Genomic DNA, 24,190 nt, shown 5'->3' on the forward strand with positions numbered 1-24,190 from the left:
GGCCTAGGGGGAGTGTACGTATCAAAATTGCTTCGCGCCAACATATTTCAATCAAATGCTGGTCAGGGTCCTGTACGGAGTATCCCCGGATCATCCTGGCGCGACGCCTGCCGCGGTGTCGTCCACACCGCTATCGGCTGTTCGAGCGCCGGGTTCGGTACCCCGCGAAGCGAGGCGTTCGAGAGCCCTGCAGGGGTCCGCGAACAGCGACGCAGGAAGACAAAAACCACTCGAGATGTACATCGTCATCGGGCCTGTGGTGTAGGTGGTTGAACAAGTTCCCACGTGGTGTATCAGCGATGCCGTCGCGGGTCCTGCGATCGGTAATGCGCAGCGTCACAACCGGAACCAGTAGCGGGTAGAGGCGATGGGTGTCTATCGCGCCCGGTGTCACCCGTCGGGTATGTGATGCATGCTCCAGCTACGCACCCGCGAAAGAAGTTATCCACAGGCGGGTTGAGATCGCTTCCCACGCTCTGTGACAGTGCACCCCACACACCCCGGCGACGACCGCCTCGGGACTGGATTCGAGTGAGAGGAGTGGACGGTGAGCAGAAGCCAGCAGGACCCGCTCAAAGACTTTCTCGTCGACCTCTTCGGCTCCGACAAACCCCACGCGCGAACAGGCCATGCGGGGGAGTCCGCCATCCGCCCGTACAGGGCGTGGGCGCCTTTCGCCGTTATCGCAACAACACTCGCGTTTTTCGCGCCGCAGATCCTCGAACTCGCCGAACAATTCTCGACCCCTCAGCTCGATAATGCAGTCTCCGCAGTCCACCAATATCGGTGGCCACTCGCCGCCCTCACACTCGGCCTGCTCGCCTGCGACATCGTGCGGTTCCTCACCCACCGTCACCGCGCCGGACTCGACGCCCAAATCCGGCAAAGCACCCGCCACACCCCGATCAAAATCATTGTCGGATACCCGCCCGGCATCACCACCCTGCGCAGCGCCACCATCACCCTTGCACGCGGCGCCATCATCCGTCCGAAAGAGCTCGACGAATTCACCACCGCCGTACGAGCTTCCGCGAGCAGACGCACCAACAAATGGACCTACACCGTCATCCACGACGCCCACCGCGACCGAATCCGCATCACCCGCACACTGACTCAACCCGACCTCCGATCACCACGGCACAAGGCACTGGCGAACTCCCTCAAAGACGGACCGCTGAAAGAGCCTGCCGTGAGCGTCGCCGCGCTCGACGGCGACGTCGAAACCGCCTTCAAGATCACCTTCACACCCACCCTCTCCAGCGGAGCACGCGGATTCCAAAAGAAAGTCGACGAAGCCCTCGCCGCCCTCGCCGGCGAGCACGAATCCGGCCGCACCTGGGCCACCGACTGGTTTCCCTCCGAGGGCTACCTCCTGATGAGCCTGCGCGCCCCACTACCCACCCGCGTCGATCACCCTCTCGAACTCGTCGACGAGAACCTGCGCCACCTGCCCTACGCGACCGCAGCATCGGAGGTGAACATGTTCTGGGACATCTCCACCAAGTCGAACAAACCTCACTGCCTGATCGTCGGACCCACCGGCGGCGGCAAGACATCGGTGATCCGCACCCTGCTCACCGAAGCGGCGCGACGAGGAATCCCGTTCCTGGGCGTCGACCCGAAAATGATCGAACTCGACGGACTCGAGGGCTACCCCGGGTGCGCCGCCATCGTCTACGACGCCGTCCGCTCCGCAATGCTCGTGCATGCCCTGCACAGCGAAATGATGGCCCGCAACCACTACGTCCACGTGAAGAAGATCGAGCCGTCCCAACTTCCGCTCCTGATCGCCGTCCTCGACGAGTTTTTCATCCTCTCCGGCAAATGGCAGCGCCTCGCCAAAACCGGCGACGACGAAACCCGCGAACTCCTCAAAGAACTCGACCCACTCGGGGCATGGGCAGATCTCGCCGTCCTCGCACGCTCAGCCGGTATCCGGCTCCTGCTCGGTGTGCAACGACCCGACGCGTCCCTCTTCGGCGGCGCCTCAGGCAACGCGCGCGACAACTTCGGCACCCGCATCTCCCTCGGCAACCTCTCGCAGGACGGCGCGATGATGCTGTGGGGCGACTCGCAGATCGGCCGCGAGATCGACACCTCCGTCCCCGGCCGCGGAGTCGCCCTCGGCAACGACGGCGTGCCCGTCGATGCGCAGATGTGGTGGACCCCGAACGTCGACCCGCACCCCAACAAATGGAACCAACTCTCGACCTCGGAGAAGAAGATCATCGACGGGCTACGGCCCCAGCAGGAACCGCACATCGCGTTCTACTCGACCGAACTGCGCCACTTCATCGAATCCGAACGCTCCGTCGCCGTCGCGGCCCGCGCCTACGGCCGAGCTCCCGAGCCCACCGTCCTCGGCCACCACGACGACACACCTGCCGCCGATGCCGGCGACGACTTCGCCGACGCGATACCCGCCTCCGCGGTCACCGAAGGAATGACCGTCCTCGTCGACGACGGACGCGGCAACGAACACCCGGCCACCGTCGCCGCGGTCACCGTCATCCTAGACAAAGACAGCGGCGCCGTCACCGAAACCACCCTGACCTTCCACGGCACCGGACGGGTCAAAAACCACATCACCTACGGACCACACGAAGTCGTCCTCCTTCCCGAACCGGACACGACCGCACCCGCGCCCTGACCCCGTGGCCCGACTTCGCTGACACACCTGCTCAACCCTCACCCGAAAGGTCCACCCATGAGCCGCCGCATCTCCCAATCGATCACGCCCACCGCCGACGACATCACCGTGCTGCGCAACCCCTTCGCAGCCACCAAAGGCGGCGGCGACCCCGTCATCACCGAACTCCGCCGCGTCCTCAAAAACGCCATCCCCACATGGCTGCCGAAACTCAGCGAAGACCAGGAACTGACCGCTCCGCGGCTCGACGAAATCAAAAGAGCCGTCGCCACCCGCCGCCAGATCATCGAAGTACTCCCCGACGGCAAAGCCCGCGACGACGCCTTGGCCGCCCTCGACAAGGCCGACACCATCGTCCTCGAAATGGATACCGAACTCTCCGGCGTCGGAGCCTTCACCGGAACCACCGCGTGATGTCGACCCTTGCCATCGAAATCACCTCCGAGCGAACCGCACTCGTGAGCGGGGCAGGGGACGAGAAGATGGAACTGTCCGCCGAGAACGGGCAGTCGATCCACGCGGTGATCGCACAGTTCAGCCGACAGCACTCCGCCGACGCAGGCTCGCCCGTCGAGGTCACCGTGCAGGAAGCGGGCCGCTCCCGCCAACTCACCGTCGCCCCGGACGGGAAGGTGGCGCAATCGCTGCCCACCGGACCCATCCCCGCACCCGTCGACACACCACAGACGCGGCCGGATCATCATGTGGACGAACCGGTCACGATGGCGGTGATACCCCTCGTCGACTCACCGCCACCCGGGGGAGCCGACACTCATGCCCGGCCATTCCCCGCGGCGCGCGCACCGACCTCGACATCCGTGCTCGCAGCACCCGAGATCGCGGCCGGCTCCCACGAACCCGCCCGCACCGGACTACGCGGGCGACTCAACACCATCCTCAACCTACGCATCGCCCCGAAACCCCAGTCCGCCGAAATGCGCCACCGCGCCGCCATCGCATCCATCACCGGCCCCCTCCCGGGGTTCTCGATCGTGACCATCGCCAACCCGAAAGGCGGCGTCGGCAAAACCCCACTCGCGGTAGGGCTCAACGCGATCATCGCCGAACACCGCGGAGCCGCAACCACAGTCTGCGTCGACGTCGCCGACGTCAGCGGCAGCCTCGCCGACCGCGTCAGCACCCCACCCCGCGGCGGACACGACGTGCGCTCACTGATCGCCGCAGGCGCAGCCGCGCCAGGCAGCATCCGACCCTCGGCGCTCTCGCAGTACCTCACCCGCCAACCAAGCGGGGACGACATCCTCGCCGGCAACAACGGCGCCCACGGATCCAGTCTCGGCTACGACGACACCCACGCCGCGGCGCAGATCTTGTCCCAACACCGCGAGATCCTCATCGCCGACACCGGCAACAACCGCCTCGCCGGCAGCTGGCACTGGGCAACAACCCACGCGGACGTCCTCCTCGTGCCCGTCCCGCTCCGCCGCGACGCCGCCGCAGCCGCGCACCGCATGCTCCTCGACCTCACCGCCACCGCAGGCCCGGCGATGATGGCTCGCACCATCGTCGTCATCACCGACGGACCCGGAGACGCACCGATGGTCGAAATCGACGCTGTCGACGCCTTTCTCGACGCCGGAGTCCATTCGGTCGCCCGGATGCCGTTCGAACCACTCTTCGCCTCCGGCGAGCGCATCTCGCCCTCGAAGCTCCGGCGCAGCACCACCGAATCCCTGACCGTCGTTGCCTCGACCGTCATCGATCTCATCGCCCACGCCGCTGACTGATTCATTTATCAGCCGGATTCCGCACACCAGACCCCCGCCGGCACCCATCCGCACCCTCCTGAACGAAAGGCATCACATGAGCATCGACACCACCGCCGCCAACCGAGCCGCCCGCCGCGCACACCGGCACGGCCGACACCGCCGCCGCACCCTCGCCCGCCAAAGCACCATCGCCGTCATCGCAGCCGCAGCAACGGCCGCCGGAATCGCCCTCGCACCACCGGCAATCGCAGCGCCCGGGCAAGCCGGCATCACCGACGGAGGAGGACAAGCAGGCATCAACGACGGCGGCGGACAGTCCGGCGTGACCACCGAACTCACCCCGCCGCCGGCCACGGAACCTCCAGCCCCCACAGAGCCCGTCTACTGGATCGACCCACCCGCGCAATACCAGAACATCGACTACCAGCCGCTACCGAACTGGGACTACGACACCAACACCTACACACCACCCACCTACAACGACACCACCCCGACCGACTACACCCAGCTCCATCTCCCCGGCCCCGGCCCCGTCGATGTCGTCGCACCGATCATCGCCCCCCGCGACACCCTCCGCATCGGAACCTTCCACATCGCACAACCGAACTGGGTCTCCGACGTCGACCTCGAACGGACCAACAACACCACCGCCATCATCGAATCCGGAGTCGCCACCGGCTGGAACTCGTTCGGCGTCCCCGTCGACAAAGCCAGCCGCGACGCCGCCACCCAAGTCGGCGGTGCCGCAGCCGGAGCACTCGCCGGAGGAATCGGCCTCGCGACCCCGTTCGCTATCGGAGGAGCGCTGGTCGGCGGGACCGTCGGCGGAAACATCGGTCTCGGACTGGGTAACGTCTTCGTCCCCGGAATCGGCTGGGTAGCAGGCGGTTTCGCCGGAACCGCTGTCGGCGCCGGTACGGGCGCCTTCCTCGCAGGCGCACCAGCATTCGTTCTCGGCGGACTGGGCGGAGGAATCGCAGGATTCACCGCAGCCGTTGCGTACGGCGCAGGAGAACTCGGCGAACCCGTCGAAATCGAGGTCCCCGACGTCGACCAACCCGCCGTCACCAGCCAGACCCAAGACACGCTCATCGACTGGGAGAACTCCGGCCCCATCGGTGAGGCCGTAGCCACCACTGTCCGCGACACCGTCGCCGCTGCCCCCACGATTGACCACCAGGTCCGCGACTTCGTCGCAGCACAGCCCGGAAGCGAGCAGATCATCGAACACGTCGACACCGCACTCACGGACTTCCTCACCAACGCCACCCCCGGCCTGGCGTCCTCGCTGATCAGCGACGCAGTCGGAGCGGGTATTTCGGCATAAAGCTCGCATGATCAGAGCCGTTCAGGACGGGCGGCAACGCGCCGCCCGCCCTGAACTTGTCCATGCACCACTGCAGAACCAGGCGCGAGCACCGAAAAGGAGACAGCGATGACGAACACGAAAAGACACCCCGCAGTGATCGACCTACTCGGCGGCACATCCCACGGCGCAGCCGCCGACACGGCCACAACAGTCACTGTACCCACGCCTCCGACAGCGCCGAAGCGTCCGCGCACGAAGGATTCCCGATCGCCCCGCCTGCGTTACGTGGCTGCCCTGATTGCCGTGCTCGCGCTGCTCGGTTGGCTCTTCCTGCGTCTTCTCTCCGACAACGACGAGCGCGCACAGGAAAGAATTGCCGACGAGACAGACACCTCGGAAACGGCACTTACCCTCGACGTCACCCCACCCGCTCTCGCCACTGCACCCACGACTGAAACCGATCCGACCGCATGCCGCACCGACCCCGGCGACCAGAAGAGCGGCGCCGGAGTCATCGCAGCGTTCGAGCACGCCTACTACGTCACACGCTCCGGAACAGCCGTCCGTGAGCTCACCACCCCCGATGCCTCCCTGCCCGCGAAGGAGAAGATCCAAGCCGGAATCGACACCGTCCCAACAGGAACCACCCACTGCGTGCGCATCACACCGATCTCGGCCGGTATCTACTCCGTCGCTCTCACCGAAATGCGTCCCGGCCAACCGCCCGCACAGTTCCCCCAGACCATCACCGCCAAAGAACTCGACGGCCGCTGGTTCGTAGACGTCATCAACTAAGCCGGCACCAGTTCCACTCTCGCCAAGGAGATTTCGTGAACACAAGAACACTGATCGCGGGCGATACAACCTCGCCCGTGATCTTGCACGTCCCGCACGCCTCGCGCGTCATTCCGCCCGAGATCCGGTCGTCACTGACCGTCACCGACGATCAACTCGCCGCCGAACTCGACGAGATCACCGACGCACACACCGACGTGATCGCACAGCACGCTGCGCAATCAGTGACCGCGCGGCCGTGGGTGTTGCGTAACGACCTCTCCCGACTGGTCGTCGATCCCGAACGATTCCCTGACGAACGCGAAGAACTCAACGCGGTCGGACGCGGCGCGGTCTACACCCGAACCTGCAACGGAGAGGTCCTGCGCAACGCCGACAATGCCACACGAGATGCACTGCTCGATAGCTACTTCCATCCGTACGCCGCCGCGATGTCCGACCTGGTGGCGGACCGCATCGCTGCCACCGGCCGCGCCGTGATCATCGACGTCCACTCCTACCCGGCTCAGCCCTCGGCATACGAACTGCACACCGACGGACCACGCCCTGCACTGTGCATCGGCACCGACCCCCACCACACCCCGTCGTGGCTCTGTGAAGCCGTCTACGCTGCGTTCTCCCCGCTCGGGGATATCGACACCGACAGCCCATTCGAAGGGACCTACGTTCCACTCGACTGCTACCGCACCGACCTTCGCGCGGTTTCGGTGATGATCGAACTACGCCGCGACTGCTACATCGACGAAACCGGGCAACTGGTCGACATCGCCGCCGAGAACCTCGGAGCCATGCTCGGCAGACTCGTCGAGGCTGCCCATCGGGGAAGCCTGTAGATGTGCCAGAAGCATCCCGGCCCGCGCTGCACACCACACGTACGAGCACGCCTCGACAGCGCCCGCCGACGACTCGACTCAGCGCAAGCACTCTTCGACGAGAACCCCGCGATCACACGGAATCGGCAACGACTCGACGCGGCGCGTGCCAACTTCGTTGACCGATCCGCTGAATTCGACGCCACGCCCGGAGGGCAGTCCGAGTTGCGCAACCAGCTCGACACAGAGGACGATCCAAGCAAGCGCGAAAACTTGCGGCACCGCCTCGATGTCGGCAAAGCCCTACGCGAGCATCAGATTCAAGCCGATTCCGCACACCACGATCCGAAGGACACCGGTCATGACCGCCAACGAGATACCGACCCTGACGCAGGAGCAGCGCGAAGCGTTCTGGCGTCGATGGGGATGGACCCCGGAGCTGCCGGAAGCCGAGCGGCTGGCGATCGAGCAGAAGTGGCACGATCTGGCGATCGACCTGGCGGAGTTCCACGGCTTCTGATCGGCAACCGGCACATCACGCCGGTTTCAGTACACCGATTGCAGGATGAACGCGCACAGGTCATCAGAAGTCGCGGAGACAGCACACCCGAGCTGTACGAGCTGCACCCCCGAGATGCGCGGACATACCGTCGCCAGATGGAAGCGCTGCGTGAGGCGAATCCGCACGCAGCCTCGGTTTACGTCTACGACGATGATGAATATGCAGGTATGCGTCTGTTCGTCACTGACGACGGACGGTCCGGCATCGCGCTCAAAGACGACGAAATCGTTTCCCTTTATGCACACCGCGACAGCAACCATCGGCGCGCAGCGAATTCGATGCTCGAAACTGCTGTCGCCGCAGGTGGGAGGCGGCTGGACTGCTTCGATACGGTCCTTCCCGATATTTACGCGAGGTCTGGTTTCGTTCCCGTCGCGCGATTGAAATGGAACGACGACTACGCACCGGAGGGCTGGAATTACAGCACGTACGCACCGTTCAACGGCGGTCGCCCTGACGTGGTGTTCATGGCCCATCACCCGGCATCGGTGGATTCGAGTTACCGCCCCGGCACCGGCCGCTATGTGGACTCGTACGACGAGGGAACCGACGCGGTTCGCGCCTACCTCACACGATGAACAATTCGGCCAGCCCACGTGTGTTGACGTCTCTGGAAAGCGTGTGAGCTTGCAAAACGCGAATCCCGTCGATTTTGTCTAGTTGGTTGACTAGAAACAGTCAACCAACTAGACTATTCTCATGGTTGCCGATCAGCCCACACGCAAAGTGGTCAAAGAACTCAAAACCGCAGGCTTCACGCCACTGCGGACCGCAGGCTCTCACACCACGTGGGAATCGGAGAACGGAAAGGTGCACGTGAGCGTCCCGGACGGGCATCGAACCATCTCCCCAGGCGTATACCGCAAGGTGCTCAAGGCAATTCAGGAGGCGAAAGCATGAGCGAGAGTTACGAAGTGACCGTCACCCGCGAGGGGAAGTGGTGGATGATCGAAGTCTCCGCCCTCGGAGACGACGGGCTGACCCAGGCGCGCCGCCTCGGCGAAGCCGAATTGATGGCACGGGAACTGATCGCCGTGTCAGTGGGTAAACCGTTGGCGGACATCACTGTTTCCGTTCACGTCAAACTCGACGCCGAGGGGCCGGACTTGGCCGAACGCGCCGAAAAGATCAAACAAGACCGAGAACTCGCCGCACAATACGAGTCTGCGTCCGTCGAATCCGCCCGCGCTCTCGCACACGAAATGGCCGCTGCCAACGTGCCGGTACGCGATATCGGCCAACTCCTCGACGTCTCGTTCCAACGTGCGAGCCAGCTCATCAAAAGCTGACGCCCCCGAAACCTTCACGCTCGATCATCGGGCGTGAACACACTCTCTGCCTGCACAGGCAGGAGACGAGCACTCCGCTCGAACCGCAAGCGCACCACCCACGCAGAGGCCCTGACAGTGCACGAACACCGTCAGGGCCGACAGCCACAGAACGGACCTGTGACCATGCACGATCATAACGACCTCGCAGACGGCATCGACCACGGCAAAACCGGTCGTCCCCCGATGCAACCGCGAGCGAAAGCCACCCGCGAAGCGATCCTCGAGGCGTCCGCAACCCTGTTCAGCAAAACGGGATACGCGGGCACCACCATCGACCACATCGTCACACTCGCCCCGGTCACCAAAGGCGCGATGTACTTCCACTTCTCGAAGAAGGAATCCATCGCGAGGGAGATGCTTCGCCGCTGGTCCGACGCAGTCACAGAGACTGTCGGGAAAGCGATCGCAACCGGTCAACCCGCAGACCGGCAAGTACTGATGATTTACCGCGAACTCGCCCGCCGCACCCAAAACGAGGCGATCAGCCGCGCCGGCCTCGTCCTGAGCGTCGAGCCTTCGCTCAACGACGCGTACGCCACCTACGAAGCACGGACAGAAGCCCTGACACCGATCATCATCGACGCAATCCGTTCCGGAACCCTCGACTGCGCCGAAAGCATGTCCAGACTCGCAGACACACTCTGCGCCGGTTTCGTCGGCGCGGTAAAAGTTGCGGCGAGTCTGGGCGAGAACGACACCATCACCCGCCGCGTCGACGATCTGTTGATGATGTGGCGCGGAACCGACCCGGTGTCCGTCCGCAAGATCGAAGGAGCATCCCTGTGAACAGCCCCAACGAACCGGCACACACCCCGGAAGGCACTGCCACCACGCCAGCCCGCCCCCGGAACGGCCGCGCCCCCGGCAGCAAGAACTCCGCACCCCAGGCCCGCGCAGTACGAACACGAGAAGCGATCATTGCCGTCGCAGCCCGGCATTTCGACACCGATGGATACGGCCACACCAGCATGAACACCATCACCCACGCTGGAAAATTCGCCAAAGGCGCGATGTACTACCACTTCCCAACCAGAGGAGCGATCGCCGAACACCTCATCTCGGACTGGAACCACGCCCTCGACGAAACCATCAGCGAAGCACTGGCGGCAGGAGCGAGCAGCACGGCAAGCCAAAAGCTGGCAGCGATCTTCATGTCGCTCGCACAACGCATCGGCGAAGACACCAACCTACGGGCCGGAATGAAACTCACCCTCGAACCCACCATCGACACCGGCGCAGCCTTCGCACACTGGGTCGACGCCATCAGCGACATCATCGAAACTGCCGTCACCACCGGCGAACTCACCGACACCCCCATCACACACCGACTCGCATGGAACCTCTGCGCCGGAACCCTCGGAGCCGCACACGCATCAGCAACCCTCCGAGAAGACATCGACCTCGCAACCCGCATCGACGACCTACTCACCGTTCACCTGGCTGCCGTCGCAACGCGATGAGAACCATTCATCGCCTCTAAGGGGGTGACCGGCCACTAGCTCACCACTCGATTTCGAATATATGTTCGACTGGAATGTGGGCGGTAAGGCGATGACGGAGGAGGTCAGCACCTATGACCGCCGACCCGAACACTCTCGCGGCACTGACTCCCGGTGACCGCATCGAGGCAATGCGCCGACGTATGGCCTCGATCCCCGCACGCACCGACGGGTCCGCTGCCCCCGCCGTACCCACTGAACGGGCCGAGGCGCGATTCGAGACGCACCCAGAAACGATCCCGAATCGGCGACCAGTGTCCTCGAAGTCCCGTCGGCGATCGCCACACTTCTCCCCAGACGCGGACTCGCACGCGGGTCGTGTCGTGGCCGTCGAGTATGACGACCTTGTCGACCTCGATGTCGTTCGCGCGGTTGTCCTCGACACCGCGCGGTCGCTTCATCCTGGTGCGCAGGTGCAGGGCGGGGAAGTGGTTTTCCGGCGGGTCCCGCGCCAACGTGGGGTGACGATGAATTCGGTGGTCCTGGTCGACGGTGAGCCCAAGTTCTTCCTGACGATTGTCGCCGGTGTCGGCAACGAGGTCCTCGTGCATGAGTTGCCACCGGGTGGCTTCACCTTCGTTGTTGACAACTGACGGCGGTGCCGTGATTCCTCGGCGCATGTCTGGATGCTTGTTTTGCGCCTTTGACCTGGGGTGATGACACGTCCCCTGGTTCGTGTTGGGTGGTGGATGTCGGTGTGGGGTGTGTGTGGTTGGTGTGGGTGGGTTCGGTGTTGGTGTTTTAGGGTTTGAACTGCGGTGATGGCATGTCCCTGGGGTGGTTGTCGGGGGTGTGTGGGGTGCCGGCGTTTTTGGGTGCCGGCGGGTGTTTGTGTTGGGTGGTGTGGGGGAGTGGTGTCGGGTCGTGTGGGGGTGTCTCTAGGGCTCGTTTTGGGTGTTTTTGAATGTTGTTGTGTGTCAGTAGGTTTCGGTATTCGGTTGGTGTTGGGTTGGTTTCGTGAGTTGTGCACGGTGGTGTTTTCGGGAACGTCGAAGCTCCGGACGGCTTCGATCAGACCGAACGCCGCGCGATCCGGAGGGCTGCGCAGCGTGCTCAGGAGTGGAATGACGCACACGTCGGTGAGAACCTGCCGCGCCGTCCGGAAAGCAGGGATGAACACCGGGTTGTGTCGATCGGTTTGATCGTCTGATCGAAAAGGTTCGGCCCGCAGCAACCGGGCCGGACCTTTCAGTTTGCGTGGTCCAGAAAGGCCCCTCTCCGTCTGGTGAGGGGCCTTTTCGGGTTCCGTGGTGGGTTGGGCTGGGTGTTGGTGGTGAATGAGGTCTGAGAAGGGGTTTGGGAGCACCATTCGCCGGATTGATCCGGGGATGCGGCCCCTTGGCACGGGTGAGGGGCTGGTCCGGTGACGCCAACTGTTCGTTGGCAAGTAGTAGTTGTGCAGGGACTGCCAAGCTGAGGGTATGAGGACGGATTCTGTGTTCACTATCGAGGTTCACCCTGAGTACGGTCATCCCAGTTCGATCTGGCCTTCGGAGGAACTGGTGCTCAGCAGGCCGGTTCTATCGACGCCTTACGTGCTTCCCAGCCAGATCGGTATGGACGAAGCCCTTGGGGACCAATTATTGGCGTGGACTAGCCAGTTTCAGAAGTTTTTCGTGGAAGAAAGCGCAGACTTCAGCTCGCGACCGCAGTGGCGACCTGGAATCGATCCCTTCCAGTGGTACGACGAGGGTTATCGAATCGTCCACAAGGTGAGGCTGCAATTCCCGGATGTGCACGTCATGCCGGTATTTGCGCACTATGTTTTCTCGGTCAATGAGCGCCGGGAGGGCATGGGCTTGCCGCCAGTTCGTCTCCCCAACGAAGTCAAAGCTGGGCACATCAGCGTTACCGAGATCGTGCGTTCCGCACCCAAAAGTCAGAGGGAGCGGGAGGAGCGGGACGCCGAAAGTCCGCGCTGAATACCTGGTCGGTCGCTCCCCAGCGTCTAAGTGGTGTTCTCTGATCGGTTTGTGCCGTCGTCGCTTCCGGGGGCGGCGACGGCTGTATTGTGGTGTTGACCTGCGGTGATGACATGTCCCCGGGGGTGGTTGTTGGGTGTGTGGGGCGCCGGCGGATTGCACTGGCGCTATCCACCGAATTGCAGGTACGGCGATACGTCGGTCATCGACTGCGCAGCTGCACTCGAACCACGTGAGCTCCCGAGCATGACCCCCGCGCCCTGTAATCATTCCTGGCGGAGGCCGTTACAGTTTGTGAGATGACGAGCGTAGGTGTGGTGGGGGCGTGGAATAGGGACGCTGGCTGGGGGGTCATCGACTCTACGGATACTCCGAGCGGATGCTGGTTCTATTACAGCAATTTGTGGACGCTCCGACACCTCCACTCGCCGCTGGAGAGTCGCTTGAAATCAGGGGGCAAAGTGGAGATGTTGAGATCGGTGAAACAGTCGATTTCGACTGGGAATCGGTGCAGCAGGATGGGTTCTCCTTCCGTGCTGTCGACGTTCGTCCACGCAGAAAGCCGCCACGTAGGATCATTGCCTTCACTGGCCACGGCAAGCTGGTTCCCTGGCCTGTCGCGCGTTTCGGAGAGATTCCATATCCCGATCTGTGGATCGATCAGGGCGCGCAGTAGAACGCGCGTTTCGGTCGCACAAACAAGGGCTGGGTAGTGCTTCACAGCTTCTGCTCTGGACGCTCTGCGCCGTACGGCTGAAATATCAGCTGTTCACAACCGGATGGGCCCGCCCCGTGGGGCGTTCGGGTGTGGGGGCGTGGTGCCGTGTCGAGGTGTCGCTATGGGTTTCGGCAACCCATCAGATATCGGGTGTTGGCGGCGGCGGCGCCGCACTGGGTGGCGAAGCCGGGTAAGAATCAGCTATGGATACTTCGTGGCGGTATCGGTTGTTTGCCGAGTACGAGGCCCGCGGCAATTCGCCGTGTTACGAACGGTGGTGCCTGGGCATCGCCGACGATCGGGAGCTTGTCGCTCAGATCGACCAGCTGCCGACCGAGAAGCGGCAGCCGAACCTCGTACTTGGCGCGGCCCGATACCTGGGCGTGGAGGAATCACTGTTCCTGCTGTTCAAAGATTGGATGGTCGAACACTGGGACGCGGTCCGAGAGGTGGCGCTGGCGCGCAGCACCCAGACGAACGAGGTCGGTCGAGCCGCAGCGCTGCTCCCGGTGCTCTCGCAGCTTCCGGGACCGCTGTCACTGATCGAGGTCGGGGCCTCAGCCGGGCTGTGCCTGTATCCGGACCGGTTCAGCTACCGCTACGGCGAGGAGCAATCCTCCATCGACCCCGCATCAGGGCCTTCGCCGGTTCTTCTGCCATGCGTCACGACGGGTCGCCCACCCCTGCCCGCAGCCCTTCCGACAGTGGTCCACCGGGCCGGAGTCGATCTGAATCCGCTCGACGTCAACGACACCGACGACATGCACTGGCTTGAATGCCTTGTCTGGCCGGGGCAGACGAACCGGCTGGATCGCCTCCGAGCTACCGCTGCCATTGCGCGGCAAGAGCCGCCGCACTTGGTCGCGGGGGATCTCACCGACACCATCGCAGGCTTGGTTCATGACGCTCCACAGGACACGACCATCGTTGTGTTCGGTAGCGCGGTCCTCAACTACCTCGATCTCGACGCGCGAACGTCATTCGAGGACACTGTGCGCGGTTTGCCGTGCCACTGGATCTCCAACGAAGGCGGCGGGGTGATCACGTCAGTCGTCGATCAACTCCCCAAGCCGATCTCAGAAACCCGCGGCCAGTTCGTCGTCACCCTCGACGGCAGACCGCTAGCATACGCCGGAGCGCATGGACAATCGCTGGACTGGTTCGCGTCTCCCTGACTGGGGCAGCGCCCTTCCAGATTCACGCCGCACAGCAGGTGGCTGTATTGCGTGGCTGCTCGGCTTGTGGTGCGTGGGTGATGGCATTCGGGGGCCGCGAGCGGGTGCCTGCCCTTTTCGGACGTGCGCCATCCAGAGTCGGCGCCGAGGCCTCGATGAATCTGGGATCCGGTGGAATGTAGGTCGAAAGGGTTTTAGGCTTCGTCGGGCCGAATCTGGTCGGGGCGTTCGATGTTTCCTCGCCAGGCGCCTGTTTCGTGGCCGTGGGATTCGATGAACGTGATCGACCTGTGCCGTGAAATTCGCAGCCACGGTTGAGTGTGATGCTGTGGCTTCCGTACGGGGCGGGGCGATCGCTACATGATGGACAATTGCGATGAGCGCGTCCGCTGTGGTGAACGAATTGCTCTCTGGCTGCGGTTGTTTCGGGTAGAAATTCGGCGCACAGTAGGGGATGGACCGTTACAGGATTACCATGCCGGATGGCTCGTCGACCGATGAATTTTTCGAGTCCGACCATGACGCGATCGCGGCGGCTACGGAGGCGAATTTCGGCGCCAGTTGCGGTGTCGACGTGCAGCGCTACGCCGAGGACGGGCATTTGTTCCCCACACATCTTCCCGAGGGTGGACATCGGGGAACGGCCAGACGGCACAGGCCCATGCCGGAGGTGGGGTGATGGCCGCTGTCTGCCCAGGCCATCCGGACTCTGGCAAGGAAGGTGCCCGGCGACGTAACAACGGGGCGGGCGTCTCATCGCCAGAGACGCAAGTGTGTGTTCTCCGCTTGTGTGGGTTTGATCGGCGGAACTTTGCCGGACCGGAACGCCGCAGCAGCGTCCGCGCCCCACACTCCCAGGGGGATCGGTTTCGATCTACTTCGGTCATCGCCCTCGGTTCCGCGATGCCGGACTCGGCACCCGCGTTGGTGCTTACCGGGTCCCTTTGCACCGTGCGCGCGTGGCTGACCTCGTCGGTATCGCCGCGTTCTTGATCTGACCTTCACCCTCCCTGCAGATGGCTGCTCCGGTATCCGACTTCGTTCCGACGATGGAATTTCGTGCGTGGCCTCAGTTGACGGTCGTGTCGCACATTTTCGGGGGGTCATTCGTCGAGGAAGCCGCGACGATGAGGGGCGCACCGGTTACTCACCGGATTTCCTGACGTGCACGCGACAAAACTTGGCGTCTATGCGGGCCTGAAATCTGTCCTCGGCAGCGAACATTGGTACGCATTCGTTCTAGATGGCGGATACCGATGATCGGCCGTTCGGCAATTGACTTTCATACGTTTTCGCGCCGCGGATTCTTCGGACTCGGCGCCGGCGCGGCCTCGATCGTACTGTTGTCGGCATGTGGATCGACGGAGTCTGCAGTAGACGACTCCGGTGCGGGCCGCGACACGGTGTTGTTCGATCACAACGGATTTACCGTCGAAATTCCTGACAACCCTCAACGAGTGATGTGTCTCGACACTCGCAGCAGCATCGAATTCTCACTTCTGGCTGGATATCCCATGGTTGCGGTGCGCGCGTTGTCGGAACCGGACGAGGGCGGAGTGCCCAATCCCGTCTTCGCTCGCCCCTGGATTCGAGTGTTCTCCAACTGGACGGTGGTGAACGTGAACTCAGTGCCGAGCAGGCAATGGAGAACGATCCGGACCTCATTCTGATCGCCTCGGGTCGCTATCCCGCGCTGACCAATGCTGCGCAGTTCGAGAGCATCGCACCGTTGGTGGGCATCGACGCGGGGAGTTCCGGTTGGGCCAACTCTTCGGGGGGTCGTTGGAAGGAGGCGCTCGAGGTGCAGTTGACGATGATCGGCCGCACGGATCAACTCGCGTCTGCGCTGGCGGACTACGAGGGTGCCGTCGCCGAGTCCAAGGAGTCGCTGAGCGAAGTGATGCGTGGGAAGAAGGTGATCATCGCTACCGATGATGTCGACCAGTTCGTGATGATGCGCGATGGGGCCTATCCGGTCGAAGTGGCACGGGAAGTAGGGATCGATGTGATGACTTCCGGTCCGGGGTTCGACAAGGTGGACGACAGAAGGCAGGTCTCGCTCGAAAATCTCCAACTGTTCGAGAGCGCTGATCTCATCATCATGCAGAACCTTGATACCGCAGAAGCGGTTTCGAGCCCGACATTTCAACGAGTGCGAGCTGTTCAGGAAAAGAAACTCCTGTTCCTTCCGTACGCTTTCAATTCCGGCTACACGATCACAGGCGCCGCATTCGCCCGCTACATGGCTGAGAAGATTCCAGCAATTTTGTGATCGAGATGCTGATCCCGCGAATCAGACACCTTGGCAAACCGTTCGGCCTTGGGGGGACCCGTGTGCGCGACGGCGGGTCCGTCAATGGTTTCGAGTGGGAGAAAGGTCATTGGGGAGAGGAGATACTGTTCTCGTCCGGGCGTCCCTTTCCGTGCACCAGTTCTTTGTCGAGGTCTCGTTTGCTCACTGGCCTCGGGGACGGTCAGTAGTAGCGCGGTGGTACGGGCAGCCGGTTCGTGGTGACTGCGGTGTTGCCGGTGATCGTGGTCGTGCACACGTCTGATCTTCTCCGGACGTACCCCCGATAGCACTACTCCCAACCCCCACAGGCGTTTGAGAGCAGCAGCGTGCGGTACCGACCTAGCGGACAGAGACCGCACGCGAAAGCCCTTCTTGTGGCCGAATTCCGCGACGGGACATCGCCGTGTTTGCGGTTCGTCATCTTCGGCGCGGAAGTCATGCGCCACCGTTTTTTGTGGCCGCAGAATGTTTGTGTCCGGGGTGGCGCGGAGATCCCTAAGGCGCGGCACTGGGAACACCGCGGCTTCGGGGCGACGTAGACGATCTGTCTTCCGGCTGTCGACTCGCCGCAGGGTGGGTCACCGTGGAAGAAGCGTCCTGCAGGGGCAGTGCAACGGCGCGCGTAGAGTTCGCCGACGCTGGCTTCATACACCTCGACGTCGGTGAACCCTTCTATCGCTGGTTCTGCGATGTATTCGCGCCGTATTTCGGCCGTGAAGTCCACATCCGCAGGTGCGCTCGCGTAGAGGGAGACGATGATGCAGAGGACTGTCGACGTCGGTCCGGGTGCGGAGGATTCGGGATCCGAAGTGGCCGTGTTCCAATACGGTTCGGATCGTTACGAGATACCTCTCGACGAGGCCAAGCGCCTGATGATCGATGTTCAGGACGTCTTGAATGATCAGGGGACGGCGGGGCTGGTTCGGGTCCGGGTGGACGGCGGTGAGGCGGTGTTCTTGATTTCGGGTGGCGCTTTGGTGACTTTTCATGTGCCCGCCGGGACCACCTACTACGACGGTGAAGATCCGGCTGCGAATTCTACTTCTGAATCTTGAGTGCAGGTTTTCGAATGCGAACGGCCGTGCGAGGAGTTCCGGCGGTGGGGTCTGCGCCTTCCTCACTGTCATCACCCTCGATCCTGGTGCAGTATGCGGCAAAAGTGCTGCTGGAGAGGGTGATTCGCAGTCTTGTCGGACATGGTGCTTCATGGTGTGTCGTTCCGATCGGTTGCACGGTCATCGGCGCCGGGTGAAGGCGTCCTTCCCGGTGCGAATGCGGAAGGGTGTGAGTTCGGCGCGTTGACGTTCGGCGCGGTCGATGAGTTCGGCGAAGTCGATGTCCGGGACTCGGGTGGGCAGTTCGGCGATGTCACTGAGTGTCGTCCACAGTTGTTTCTTTCGGTCGATGCCCATGATGAGTATTTCCAGTTCGGTGAACCGGCTCAGTGGCGAGTATCCGCGCAGCTGCCCGTTGAGTTTGCCGCGGCCCAATCGTTCGGCGATGATCACCGCGCCGAGTTTGATCGGGTTGGTGCGCATACGCAGCGAGTGCATCATTGCGCGGTAGGTGGCGATGTCTTCGGTGATGGCGGTTGAGACGTGAGCTAACGCGTCCCCGAGGTCGGTGCCGGCGTTGTGTCGTTGGGCGCGCCGGGCGAGTTGCCACATCAATCCGAGTGCAAGTTGGTCGTTGAGGTAGATACGAAGAAATTTGTCCACAGGACGCCCGTACCCGTCGGCGACGGTTGTAACACCCCACGCCGCGGGCACGGCGTGGGTCGATGAGTAGTCGCTTTCCTGTATCGGACGCGTCTACGTCGAGTGATCTGTGACGACGTTTGTACACGCGCGTGCATGGGCAGTCCTCGCCGACGGTCCGACCACCCGATTTATTGTGCGCCAATCATTCCAGCTGCCGGGTTCGCTTTCCCGTAGCACCGCGATTTTCACCGCGGGGTCGCCGATCTGGACCCGGTATATCAGGCGGACCGGTGTACATCGAGAACAGTCCATCGGTCGAGTGTGCTTCCATGCAGTGGACTCGTCGATGGCGGGCGAACGCCGAGGAAAGGTGAGATTGTCAGTGCCCCATCCACTTTCGATGACTGCTGGCTGCCGGGTCTGAAGCGTGTTGGCTGAATTGGTCGGTTTTCAGGATTGGTTGTCGTGGAGTACCTCGTGTGGCCTGTCGGCCTCAGCTAGCGAGGTCGCAAATGGATCGGTGTTTCGATACGAGTAGTTCCGTGAATGCTCCACGAGGGGCGTGATGTGATGGCGCCGTACGTGATGCTGCGACGAAGTGGAGAGCTGATCCGTCGCGGTTGGAGTCACCGAGCGTGGAGGTGGTGGGCGCTTGGCGAAGAGCAGAGCGTGTACCTGCCCCGTCGAAGGGCTGTTGCGGTAGGTCCTTGTTGCTGTCGTCGATTGTTCCGAAGGAGGAGACGGTGTGACCGAGCATTGCGGGCATCGCGATTCCCGCGCGAGTGTGGATACCGAGCTCGTCGAGGATTTTCGGGTGCTGGCTGATTCGCTCCTTGGGTGGGTCGAACCGATATTGGGCGGCTTCGCCGAGGGGCTGCAGAGCGCAGGCAGAAGGTCGATGCCATCATCGGATGAATCATCATCCTTCGACAGCTGCAGTTGGTGCCCGGTTTGTGCCCTTGCCGCGGCCATCCGCGGTCAACGCCATGAGCTACTCGTCGGTCTCACCGAACATGTGACGGTACCGGGATTGTTGCGTGAGCTTCTCGAGGAGTTTGTGCGCGGGCTGGACGGTGGTCGAGGTGGTGAATCCGACGACGACGCAGACGGTGCGGGGCCGTCGTCCGACGGTTCCGGCTCGGGCCAGACTCGGCAGTCGGCGTTTGTGCCGATCAAGGTGATCGTGCGCGGCTGATCTCATTCTCTTATGTTGTGCGCGGACTCAATCAGGACGACCGCGCCGTTGTGACGGGTTTGGTCGGTGGCCGGTGCCAGTTGGGCAGGGGTCGGGTTGCGGTTGGCAGTCGTGGTCCGGGGTCGCGAAATCCGATCGGGTGCAGGTGTCGTTCCGGGCGGGCCGTAATGGTTCTCGACAGTCTCAAAAGTCCTGAGTTTCGGAAAAGTATTGGGTGGCTGCGGGTTTCAGCCGTGTTTTCCGAGTTCGATGCGGAGTTGTTTGAGGGATTGGCTCAGGAGTCGGGAGACGTGCATTTGGGAGATGCCGATCTTGGCGGCGATTTCGGTTTGGGTGAGTTCGCCGAAGAATCGGTAGAGCAGGATGGTGCGTTCTCGTTCGGGGAGGGCGAGCAGGGCCGGTCGGAGGGTTTCGTGGTTGTCGACGCCGTCGAGTGCGGCGTCGAAGTCTCCGAGGGTGTCGCCGATGGAGACGCCGTCTGTGAAGGTTTCGACATCGAGGGATGACGACTGGTAGATGTCGCCGGCGGCGGCGATCTTGCTGATCTCGGATGGTTCGACGCCGATCTCGGCGGCGAGCTCGACGGTGGTGGGTTCGCGTCCGAGGCGTTGGGTGAGCGAGGATTGCGCCTTCTTGAGTGCGAGGTAGTTTTCCTGCAGTGAGCGTGGGACGCGCACGCCCCAGCCTTTGTCGCGGAAGTGTTTGCGCACTTCTCCCATCATGGTGGGGACGGCGAAGGCGAGGAAGTCGTGCCCTTTGTCGACCTCGAATCGGTCGACGGCGTTGACCAGACCGAGGCGCGCGACTTGGACGAGGTCGTCGTGGGGTTGACCACGGCCGCGGTAGCGGGCGGCAATGTTTTCCGCGATCGGTAGCGCTGCTTCGATGATCTGTGTTCGGAGGTGTTCGCGTTCGGGATGCCCGTCGGGGAGCGTGCTCATTTCCGCGAAGAGCGCGGTGAGGTCGGTGTAGGCGTTGTCCTGGTGCGGGCCGTCGGTCATGAGTTGGCCGGCAGGGCTTTCTCCATCGTGATTGTCGTAGTCCGGTCCCCGCCGGTGGTTTCCGCGGGTGTTTGTTCGAGCGCGACGTGATCGACGAGTGTCTTGAGGACGAGCCAACCGAACGACGAGGTACTGGCGTCGACGGGGGACGAGGTCGTTGCGGTCAGGGTCACCCGAAGGACGGCGGGGTTGGTGGCGGTGTCGAATGCGCATATCAGGGCGGTGGAGTGGCGGGCGTGGTTGATCAGGGTGGTGGCGGCTTCGTCGACGGCGAGGGTGAGGTCGGCCAGTGCGTCCATGGGAAGGCCGTGGTGGTCGGCGGCTGCCCGCACCATCGCGCGCATCAAGCCGAGCTGTTCAGCAGTCGCCGGGACGGACACGGAAGGCGTGGCGGCGGCTGCGAGGTGTTGTGCCTGCGTCGGCGATGTCACGGGCGCTCCTGTTCAGGGGTTGTGAGCATCGTATCCCCAGGTGGGGGTGCTGCACGTGGTGTTCGGTATTCGATGCCAGGTTATCGCAAGGCGGTCGGCGCGATCAGGCACACGAGCGGCGGGTGCACCCCGATGCGGTGCCGCTGGTGACGGATCCAGGTACCAGCGGCATCCGGTGCTCGCGGTCATGAAGAACACACGCAGCATCTGCGATGTACTTCATGTTCGGTGCAGAATGTTCAAGTAGGAGTCCCTTGGCGGAGTGTGATCGCACGACCCGTGACGCTTGTCGGTTGGGTGTCGCCGGATGACGCCGAACTCGTACTCGCCCCGCGTGCTTGGGCGTGCACGTCACGTGCGGCGGGGTGAGGAGTTAGCTTCGCGCCGCGGCGCCCCCGCCGGTGTGTTGCGGGGCGGGTCCGAGAGGCGTCGGTGAGGATCTAGTGGAAGCATGTGGTGTTCGGCGACTTTCGTCTGAACAGCGAAGATGTTCAGACGAAGTCGCCGATTTCGGAGAATACAGTCTTGTTAGACCGCACAACAACGTACGAGTAGGTACGTTTGTCGGAGTATCGCTGCCCTCAGCCGTGTCGTTGAATCGTCGGCGAGCACGGTACGTGCAACTATCAGATTGGTAGGTGTGCGCCCGATCCTTTCTCCGACGCGGCGGGAGTTGAGATGTGTTCGGTAACGAAATTGACCGCAGTCGGTTTGACCTGTGGACTTCTCGCTCTAGCCAGCCTCACTGCCTGTTCGACTGCCGTCGACTGCCACATGCAGCGGGGAGCGTTCACTTCGGATACCGAGGCGTGTCTTCGATTCGGTGTCAGCACCCCGAACGGTCCTCTCGCGGAGACCGAGATCTCAAGGGTGACAGAAGTGGTCGGAATTCGGCCAAGCGTGCTGCTGTCTTTCCACGACTTCACGGCCGCTCCGCCTCTCGAAGAACTGGACGCAGTGGCCGCCGCAGGGGCCGTACCTATCGTCACCTGGGAGCCATGGGTGCACCGCGGCGGCGACGACTACGATCGAGGCGCCTTTCCGGCGGCAGCGATCGCTGCCGGCGCGTACGACGATTACCTCTACCGCTGGGCCGACGAGCTCGGCGCGCACGGTTTGACGGTGTATCTGCGTTTTGCTCACGAGCCGAACGGAACCTGGTATCCGTGGTCTCCGGCAGGGGGCACGTCACCGGAGACGTATGTGTCGGCCTGGCGCCATGTCCACGATATTTTCGTGTCGAAAGGCGCCACCAACGTGAAGTGGTTGTGGGCGCCCAACGTTCCGGTCGCCGAGGAGCCCCGACCGATCACGGCGTGGTACCCGGGACCCGAGTACGTCGACGTGGTGGGCATCGACGGTTACAACTGGGGGGCCGGCGCCGTCGGCCACAATTGGGTCAGCCCTTCCGATCTGTTCGATCCCTCGTTCGAGCAGCTGCGTGCACTGGCCCCTGGCCTTCCGTTACTCGTCTCGGAGGTGGGCTCGGGCGAACTCGGCGGCTCGAAAGCCGAGTGGATCGAGGAACTGGTGGCGTATCTCGACGAGGAGCCAGGTGTGGTGGGTTTCGTGTGGTTCGACTACGACAAAGAGACCGACTGGCGATTGGACAGTGGAGAAGACACCGGTGCCGCGATGGGGCGTGCACTTCGAGAGGCAGGTTTGTCATGACTCAAGTCGATCCCTTACTGGACGATGCGCTCGAGGACGCCCGCCTCCGTTCGATGGAGCAATTGCAGTTGCTGGATTCGGGACCTGAGGAACGTTTCGAGCAAATCACACGGATGGCGAGGGCTGTTTTCGGTGTGCCGATGTCGGCGGTCTCTTTGCTCGCCCGGGACCGACAATGGTTCAAGGCCATCGACGGAATGGACAGGCAGAACGTCCCACGACCTCAGACGGTCTGCCAGACGACGGTGGCCAGGGCCTACACCCGGCCCGTCGACCCGGCGCTGATCATCGAAGACCTTGGGGAAGTACCCGAATTCGCGCAATTGCCCGGGGTTGCGGGTGATGCGGGCGTCCGCTTCTACGCCGGATATCCATTGTTCGGCCCAGGTGGTCATCCTGTCGGGACTTTCTGCATTTTCGACGTCATTCCGCGCGAATTGAGCGCGAACCAACGCCTCGCTTTCCTCGAGATGGCCGCATGGGCGCAGCGCGAGATCCAGAACAAGGACGAACTCGAACGTGCCGCTGCTGTCCAGCGACAGTTGTTGCCACCGCCCGTCGATCCAGTGCCGGGGTTTGCATTCGCAGCGATGTGTCTGCCGGCCTTCGCTGTCGGCGGCGATTTCTACGACCATTACCGGTGGTCCGAGGGAATGACGTTCACAGTTGCAGACGTGATGGGTAAAGGACTCGCCGCGGCGATTTTGACCGCCAGTCTCCGTTCGGCGATGCGAGGGGCCTCTCGCGCGTTGGATTCTGTGGCTGCACCGACGCAACTCGCTGAAGTCGTCCGTATGGTCGGTGACCAGATGTCGCAGGACTTCGGCGACACCGAGACGTTCGCCACGCTGTTTCATGCCCGCCTGCACATCGCGACCGGCCAGGTCGACTATGTCGATGCCGGTCACGGACTATCCGCCGTGCGGAAAGCGGACGGGACCGTCAAAGCACTGACCGGACACGATCTTCCCCTGGGGATTGTTCCTGGCGACCGATGGCAGACGTCCATGCTGACTCTCGAACTCGGGGACATGCTCGTCATCTCTTCGGATGGTCTGCTCGACTTGTGTTCCGGTATCGGCGATCCGGCACAAATGCATCGAGTTCTCGCGGAGAACGGGACACCTCAAACGCTTTGTGAGTCAGTCCGCGAGTCGGCCGCTGTCCGTCCTCCGATCGATGACATCACTGTCGTTGCGATTCAGCGGGTGGGCCTGTCGTGACCGAACGTATCGACAAGGACACCCTGAAAAGAACAGCTCCATCGATCTGGTTGCGATTGCTCATCCTTCTCACCGCAGTATTGGGCGTGAACTACATTCTCTGGCGCTGGCTAGCGTCGGTGAACTGGGAAGCTTGGTGGATCGCCGTGCCTCTCGTGGTAGCGGAAACGTAC

Annotated in this window: 25 protein-coding genes; 22 read left to right on the forward strand and 3 right to left on the reverse strand. The window is 62.8% G+C overall.

What is annotated here, in order from left to right; genetic code table 11:
- Positions 1 to 547: 547 nt before the first annotated feature.
- From ACN50D_RS12860 to ACN50D_RS12950, 19 genes are all read left to right on the forward strand, one after another.
- Positions 548 to 2,650 (forward strand): FtsK/SpoIIIE domain-containing protein, encoded by a 2,103-nt coding sequence (locus tag ACN50D_RS12860; RefSeq protein ID WP_212633718.1) that lies wholly within the window; start codon positions 548 to 550, stop codon positions 2,648 to 2,650.
- Positions 2,651 to 2,707: 57 nt separating this feature from the next.
- Positions 2,708 to 3,064: a hypothetical protein gene (locus ACN50D_RS12865; protein ID WP_212633719.1), complete on the forward strand. Its 357-nt coding sequence runs from the start codon at positions 2,708 to 2,710 to the stop codon at positions 3,062 to 3,064.
- On the forward strand, positions 3,064 to 4,398 hold the full coding sequence (locus tag ACN50D_RS12870) for a ParA family protein (protein ID WP_212633720.1): 1,335 nt from the start codon (positions 3,064 to 3,066) through the stop codon (positions 4,396 to 4,398). The genes ACN50D_RS12865 and ACN50D_RS12870 overlap by 1 nt, the downstream gene beginning before the upstream one ends.
- 76 nt (positions 4,399 to 4,474) lie before the next feature.
- Positions 4,475 to 5,707, forward strand: a complete 1,233-nt coding sequence (locus ACN50D_RS12875) for an insoluble domain protein (protein ID WP_212633721.1) — start codon at positions 4,475 to 4,477, stop codon at positions 5,705 to 5,707.
- A 108-nt stretch (positions 5,708 to 5,815) separates the two neighbouring features.
- Positions 5,816 to 6,484, forward strand: a complete 669-nt coding sequence (locus ACN50D_RS12880; RefSeq protein ID WP_212633722.1) for a hypothetical protein — start codon at positions 5,816 to 5,818, stop codon at positions 6,482 to 6,484.
- Between the two features lie 35 nt (positions 6,485 to 6,519).
- Positions 6,520 to 7,317, forward strand: a complete 798-nt coding sequence (locus ACN50D_RS12885; protein ID WP_212633723.1) for an N-formylglutamate amidohydrolase — start codon at positions 6,520 to 6,522, stop codon at positions 7,315 to 7,317.
- A gap of 340 nt (positions 7,318 to 7,657) precedes the next feature.
- The gene (locus ACN50D_RS12890; RefSeq protein WP_212633724.1) at positions 7,658 to 7,816 is read left to right on the forward strand and encodes a hypothetical protein; all 159 of its coding nucleotides are present in this window, start codon (positions 7,658 to 7,660) and stop codon (positions 7,814 to 7,816) included.
- Between the two features lie 137 nt (positions 7,817 to 7,953).
- Positions 7,954 to 8,436, forward strand: a complete 483-nt coding sequence (locus ACN50D_RS12895) for a hypothetical protein (RefSeq protein ID WP_212633725.1) — start codon at positions 7,954 to 7,956, stop codon at positions 8,434 to 8,436.
- A 121-nt stretch (positions 8,437 to 8,557) separates the two neighbouring features.
- Positions 8,558 to 8,758, forward strand: a complete 201-nt coding sequence (locus ACN50D_RS12900; protein ID WP_212633726.1) for a type II toxin-antitoxin system HicA family toxin — start codon at positions 8,558 to 8,560, stop codon at positions 8,756 to 8,758.
- Positions 8,755 to 9,147: a HicB family toxin-antitoxin system gene (locus tag ACN50D_RS12905; protein WP_212633727.1), complete on the forward strand. Its 393-nt coding sequence runs from the start codon at positions 8,755 to 8,757 to the stop codon at positions 9,145 to 9,147. Before ACN50D_RS12900 ends, ACN50D_RS12905 begins: the two co-directional genes overlap by 4 nt.
- A gap of 165 nt (positions 9,148 to 9,312) precedes the next feature.
- A complete protein-coding gene (locus ACN50D_RS12910; RefSeq protein ID WP_212633728.1) occupies positions 9,313 to 9,975 on the forward strand; it encodes a TetR/AcrR family transcriptional regulator in 663 nt (220 codons plus the stop codon).
- Entirely contained in the window at positions 9,972 to 10,649 is a 678-nt protein-coding gene (locus ACN50D_RS12915; RefSeq protein WP_212633729.1) for a TetR/AcrR family transcriptional regulator, read from the forward strand. Before ACN50D_RS12910 ends, ACN50D_RS12915 begins: the two co-directional genes overlap by 4 nt.
- 113 nt (positions 10,650 to 10,762) lie before the next feature.
- Positions 10,763 to 11,281, forward strand: coding sequence for a hypothetical protein (locus ACN50D_RS12920; protein WP_212633730.1), 519 nt, complete (start codon positions 10,763 to 10,765; stop codon positions 11,279 to 11,281).
- A gap of 843 nt (positions 11,282 to 12,124) precedes the next feature.
- Complete coding sequence (locus ACN50D_RS12925) at positions 12,125 to 12,610, forward strand: hypothetical protein (protein WP_249343104.1); 486 nt, start codon at positions 12,125 to 12,127, stop codon at positions 12,608 to 12,610.
- A 379-nt stretch (positions 12,611 to 12,989) separates the two neighbouring features.
- Positions 12,990 to 13,286, forward strand: coding sequence for a hypothetical protein (locus tag ACN50D_RS12930; protein WP_212633731.1), 297 nt, complete (start codon positions 12,990 to 12,992; stop codon positions 13,284 to 13,286).
- A gap of 245 nt (positions 13,287 to 13,531) precedes the next feature.
- Positions 13,532 to 14,503, forward strand: coding sequence for a DUF2332 domain-containing protein (locus ACN50D_RS12935; RefSeq protein WP_212633732.1), 972 nt, complete (start codon positions 13,532 to 13,534; stop codon positions 14,501 to 14,503).
- A gap of 1,256 nt (positions 14,504 to 15,759) precedes the next feature.
- The gene (locus ACN50D_RS12940; RefSeq protein ID WP_212633733.1) at positions 15,760 to 16,173 is read left to right on the forward strand and encodes an ABC transporter substrate-binding protein; all 414 of its coding nucleotides are present in this window, start codon (positions 15,760 to 15,762) and stop codon (positions 16,171 to 16,173) included.
- On the forward strand, positions 16,146 to 16,775 hold the full coding sequence (locus tag ACN50D_RS12945) for an ABC transporter substrate-binding protein (protein ID WP_212633734.1): 630 nt from the start codon (positions 16,146 to 16,148) through the stop codon (positions 16,773 to 16,775). Before ACN50D_RS12940 ends, ACN50D_RS12945 begins: the two co-directional genes overlap by 28 nt.
- 776 nt (positions 16,776 to 17,551) lie before the next feature.
- Positions 17,552 to 17,851, forward strand: a complete 300-nt coding sequence (locus ACN50D_RS12950; RefSeq protein ID WP_419970230.1) for a hypothetical protein — start codon at positions 17,552 to 17,554, stop codon at positions 17,849 to 17,851.
- A 180-nt stretch (positions 17,852 to 18,031) separates the two neighbouring features.
- Here the strand turns inward: ACN50D_RS12950 and ACN50D_RS12955 are convergent, their stop codons facing one another.
- Positions 18,032 to 18,514 carry a hypothetical protein gene (locus ACN50D_RS12955; RefSeq protein WP_307850531.1) on the reverse strand — a complete coding sequence of 161 codons (483 nt, stop codon included), beginning with the start codon at positions 18,512 to 18,514 and terminating at the stop codon, positions 18,032 to 18,034.
- Positions 18,515 to 19,241: 727 nt separating this feature from the next.
- Between ACN50D_RS12955 and ACN50D_RS12960 the strand changes: the two genes are divergently transcribed.
- Entirely contained in the window at positions 19,242 to 19,691 is a 450-nt protein-coding gene (locus tag ACN50D_RS12960) for a hypothetical protein (RefSeq protein ID WP_212633736.1), read from the forward strand.
- A gap of 227 nt (positions 19,692 to 19,918) precedes the next feature.
- Here ACN50D_RS12960 and ACN50D_RS12965 read toward each other — a convergent pair whose 3' ends face one another.
- Together ACN50D_RS12965 and ACN50D_RS12970 are read right to left on the reverse strand one after the other, a co-directional pair.
- Entirely contained in the window at positions 19,919 to 20,692 is a 774-nt protein-coding gene (locus ACN50D_RS12965) for a SigB/SigF/SigG family RNA polymerase sigma factor (RefSeq protein ID WP_212633737.1), read from the reverse strand.
- Positions 20,689 to 21,123, reverse strand: a complete 435-nt coding sequence (locus ACN50D_RS12970; RefSeq protein WP_212633738.1) for an ATP-binding protein — start codon at positions 21,121 to 21,123, stop codon at positions 20,689 to 20,691. The genes ACN50D_RS12965 and ACN50D_RS12970 overlap by 4 nt, the downstream gene beginning before the upstream one ends.
- 678 nt (positions 21,124 to 21,801) lie before the next feature.
- On the opposite strand from ACN50D_RS12970, the gene ACN50D_RS12975 reads away from it, so the two are divergent.
- Both ACN50D_RS12975 and ACN50D_RS12980 read left to right on the forward strand, forming a co-directional pair.
- Positions 21,802 to 22,794 carry a glycoside hydrolase family 26 protein gene (locus ACN50D_RS12975; RefSeq protein ID WP_212633739.1) on the forward strand — a complete coding sequence of 331 codons (993 nt, stop codon included), beginning with the start codon at positions 21,802 to 21,804 and terminating at the stop codon, positions 22,792 to 22,794.
- Positions 22,791 to 24,017 carry a PP2C family protein-serine/threonine phosphatase gene (locus ACN50D_RS12980; RefSeq protein ID WP_212633740.1) on the forward strand — a complete coding sequence of 409 codons (1,227 nt, stop codon included), beginning with the start codon at positions 22,791 to 22,793 and terminating at the stop codon, positions 24,015 to 24,017. The genes ACN50D_RS12975 and ACN50D_RS12980 overlap by 4 nt, the downstream gene beginning before the upstream one ends.
- Positions 24,018 to 24,190 lie beyond the last annotated feature (173 nt).

Origin of the sequence: Rhodococcus sp. SB1D (genome assembly GCF_048573875.1) — a bacterium.
In the GTDB taxonomy this organism is placed as follows: domain Bacteria; phylum Actinomycetota; class Actinomycetes; order Mycobacteriales; family Mycobacteriaceae; genus Rhodococcus_F; species Rhodococcus_F qingshengii.

Excerpts from the sequence above, each read along its gene's own strand:
- ACN50D_RS12865 (WP_212633719.1), top strand. The coding sequence starts at position 2,708 with ATGAGCCGCCGCATCTCCCAATCGATCACGCCCACCGCCGACGACATC.
- ACN50D_RS12870 (WP_212633720.1), top strand. The coding sequence starts at position 3,064 with ATGTCGACCCTTGCCATCGAAATCACCTCCGAGCGAACCGCACTCGTG.
- ACN50D_RS12875 (WP_212633721.1), top strand. The coding sequence starts at position 4,475 with ATGAGCATCGACACCACCGCCGCCAACCGAGCCGCCCGCCGCGCACAC.
- ACN50D_RS12880 (WP_212633722.1), top strand. The coding sequence starts at position 5,816 with ATGACGAACACGAAAAGACACCCCGCAGTGATCGACCTACTCGGCGGC.
- ACN50D_RS12890 (WP_212633724.1), top strand. The coding sequence starts at position 7,658 with ATGACCGCCAACGAGATACCGACCCTGACGCAGGAGCAGCGCGAAGCG.
- ACN50D_RS12895 (WP_212633725.1), top strand. The coding sequence starts at position 7,954 with ATGGAAGCGCTGCGTGAGGCGAATCCGCACGCAGCCTCGGTTTACGTC.
- ACN50D_RS12900 (WP_212633726.1), top strand. The coding sequence starts at position 8,558 with ATGGTTGCCGATCAGCCCACACGCAAAGTGGTCAAAGAACTCAAAACC.
- ACN50D_RS12905 (WP_212633727.1), top strand. The coding sequence starts at position 8,755 with ATGAGCGAGAGTTACGAAGTGACCGTCACCCGCGAGGGGAAGTGGTGG.
- ACN50D_RS12910 (WP_212633728.1), top strand. The coding sequence starts at position 9,313 with ATGCACGATCATAACGACCTCGCAGACGGCATCGACCACGGCAAAACC.
- ACN50D_RS12920 (WP_212633730.1), top strand. The coding sequence starts at position 10,763 with ATGACCGCCGACCCGAACACTCTCGCGGCACTGACTCCCGGTGACCGC.
- ACN50D_RS12930 (WP_212633731.1), top strand. The coding sequence starts at position 12,990 with ATGCTGGTTCTATTACAGCAATTTGTGGACGCTCCGACACCTCCACTC.
- ACN50D_RS12935 (WP_212633732.1), top strand. The coding sequence starts at position 13,532 with ATGGATACTTCGTGGCGGTATCGGTTGTTTGCCGAGTACGAGGCCCGC.
- ACN50D_RS12940 (WP_212633733.1), top strand. The coding sequence starts at position 15,760 with ATGATCGGCCGTTCGGCAATTGACTTTCATACGTTTTCGCGCCGCGGA.
- ACN50D_RS12945 (WP_212633734.1), top strand. The coding sequence starts at position 16,146 with ATGGAGAACGATCCGGACCTCATTCTGATCGCCTCGGGTCGCTATCCC.
- ACN50D_RS12950 (WP_419970230.1), top strand. The coding sequence starts at position 17,552 with ATGATGCAGAGGACTGTCGACGTCGGTCCGGGTGCGGAGGATTCGGGA.
- ACN50D_RS12965 (WP_212633737.1), bottom strand. The coding sequence starts at position 20,692 with ATGACCGACGGCCCGCACCAGGACAACGCCTACACCGACCTCACCGCG.
- ACN50D_RS12975 (WP_212633739.1), top strand. The coding sequence starts at position 21,802 with ATGTGTTCGGTAACGAAATTGACCGCAGTCGGTTTGACCTGTGGACTT.
- ACN50D_RS12980 (WP_212633740.1), top strand. The coding sequence starts at position 22,791 with ATGACTCAAGTCGATCCCTTACTGGACGATGCGCTCGAGGACGCCCGC.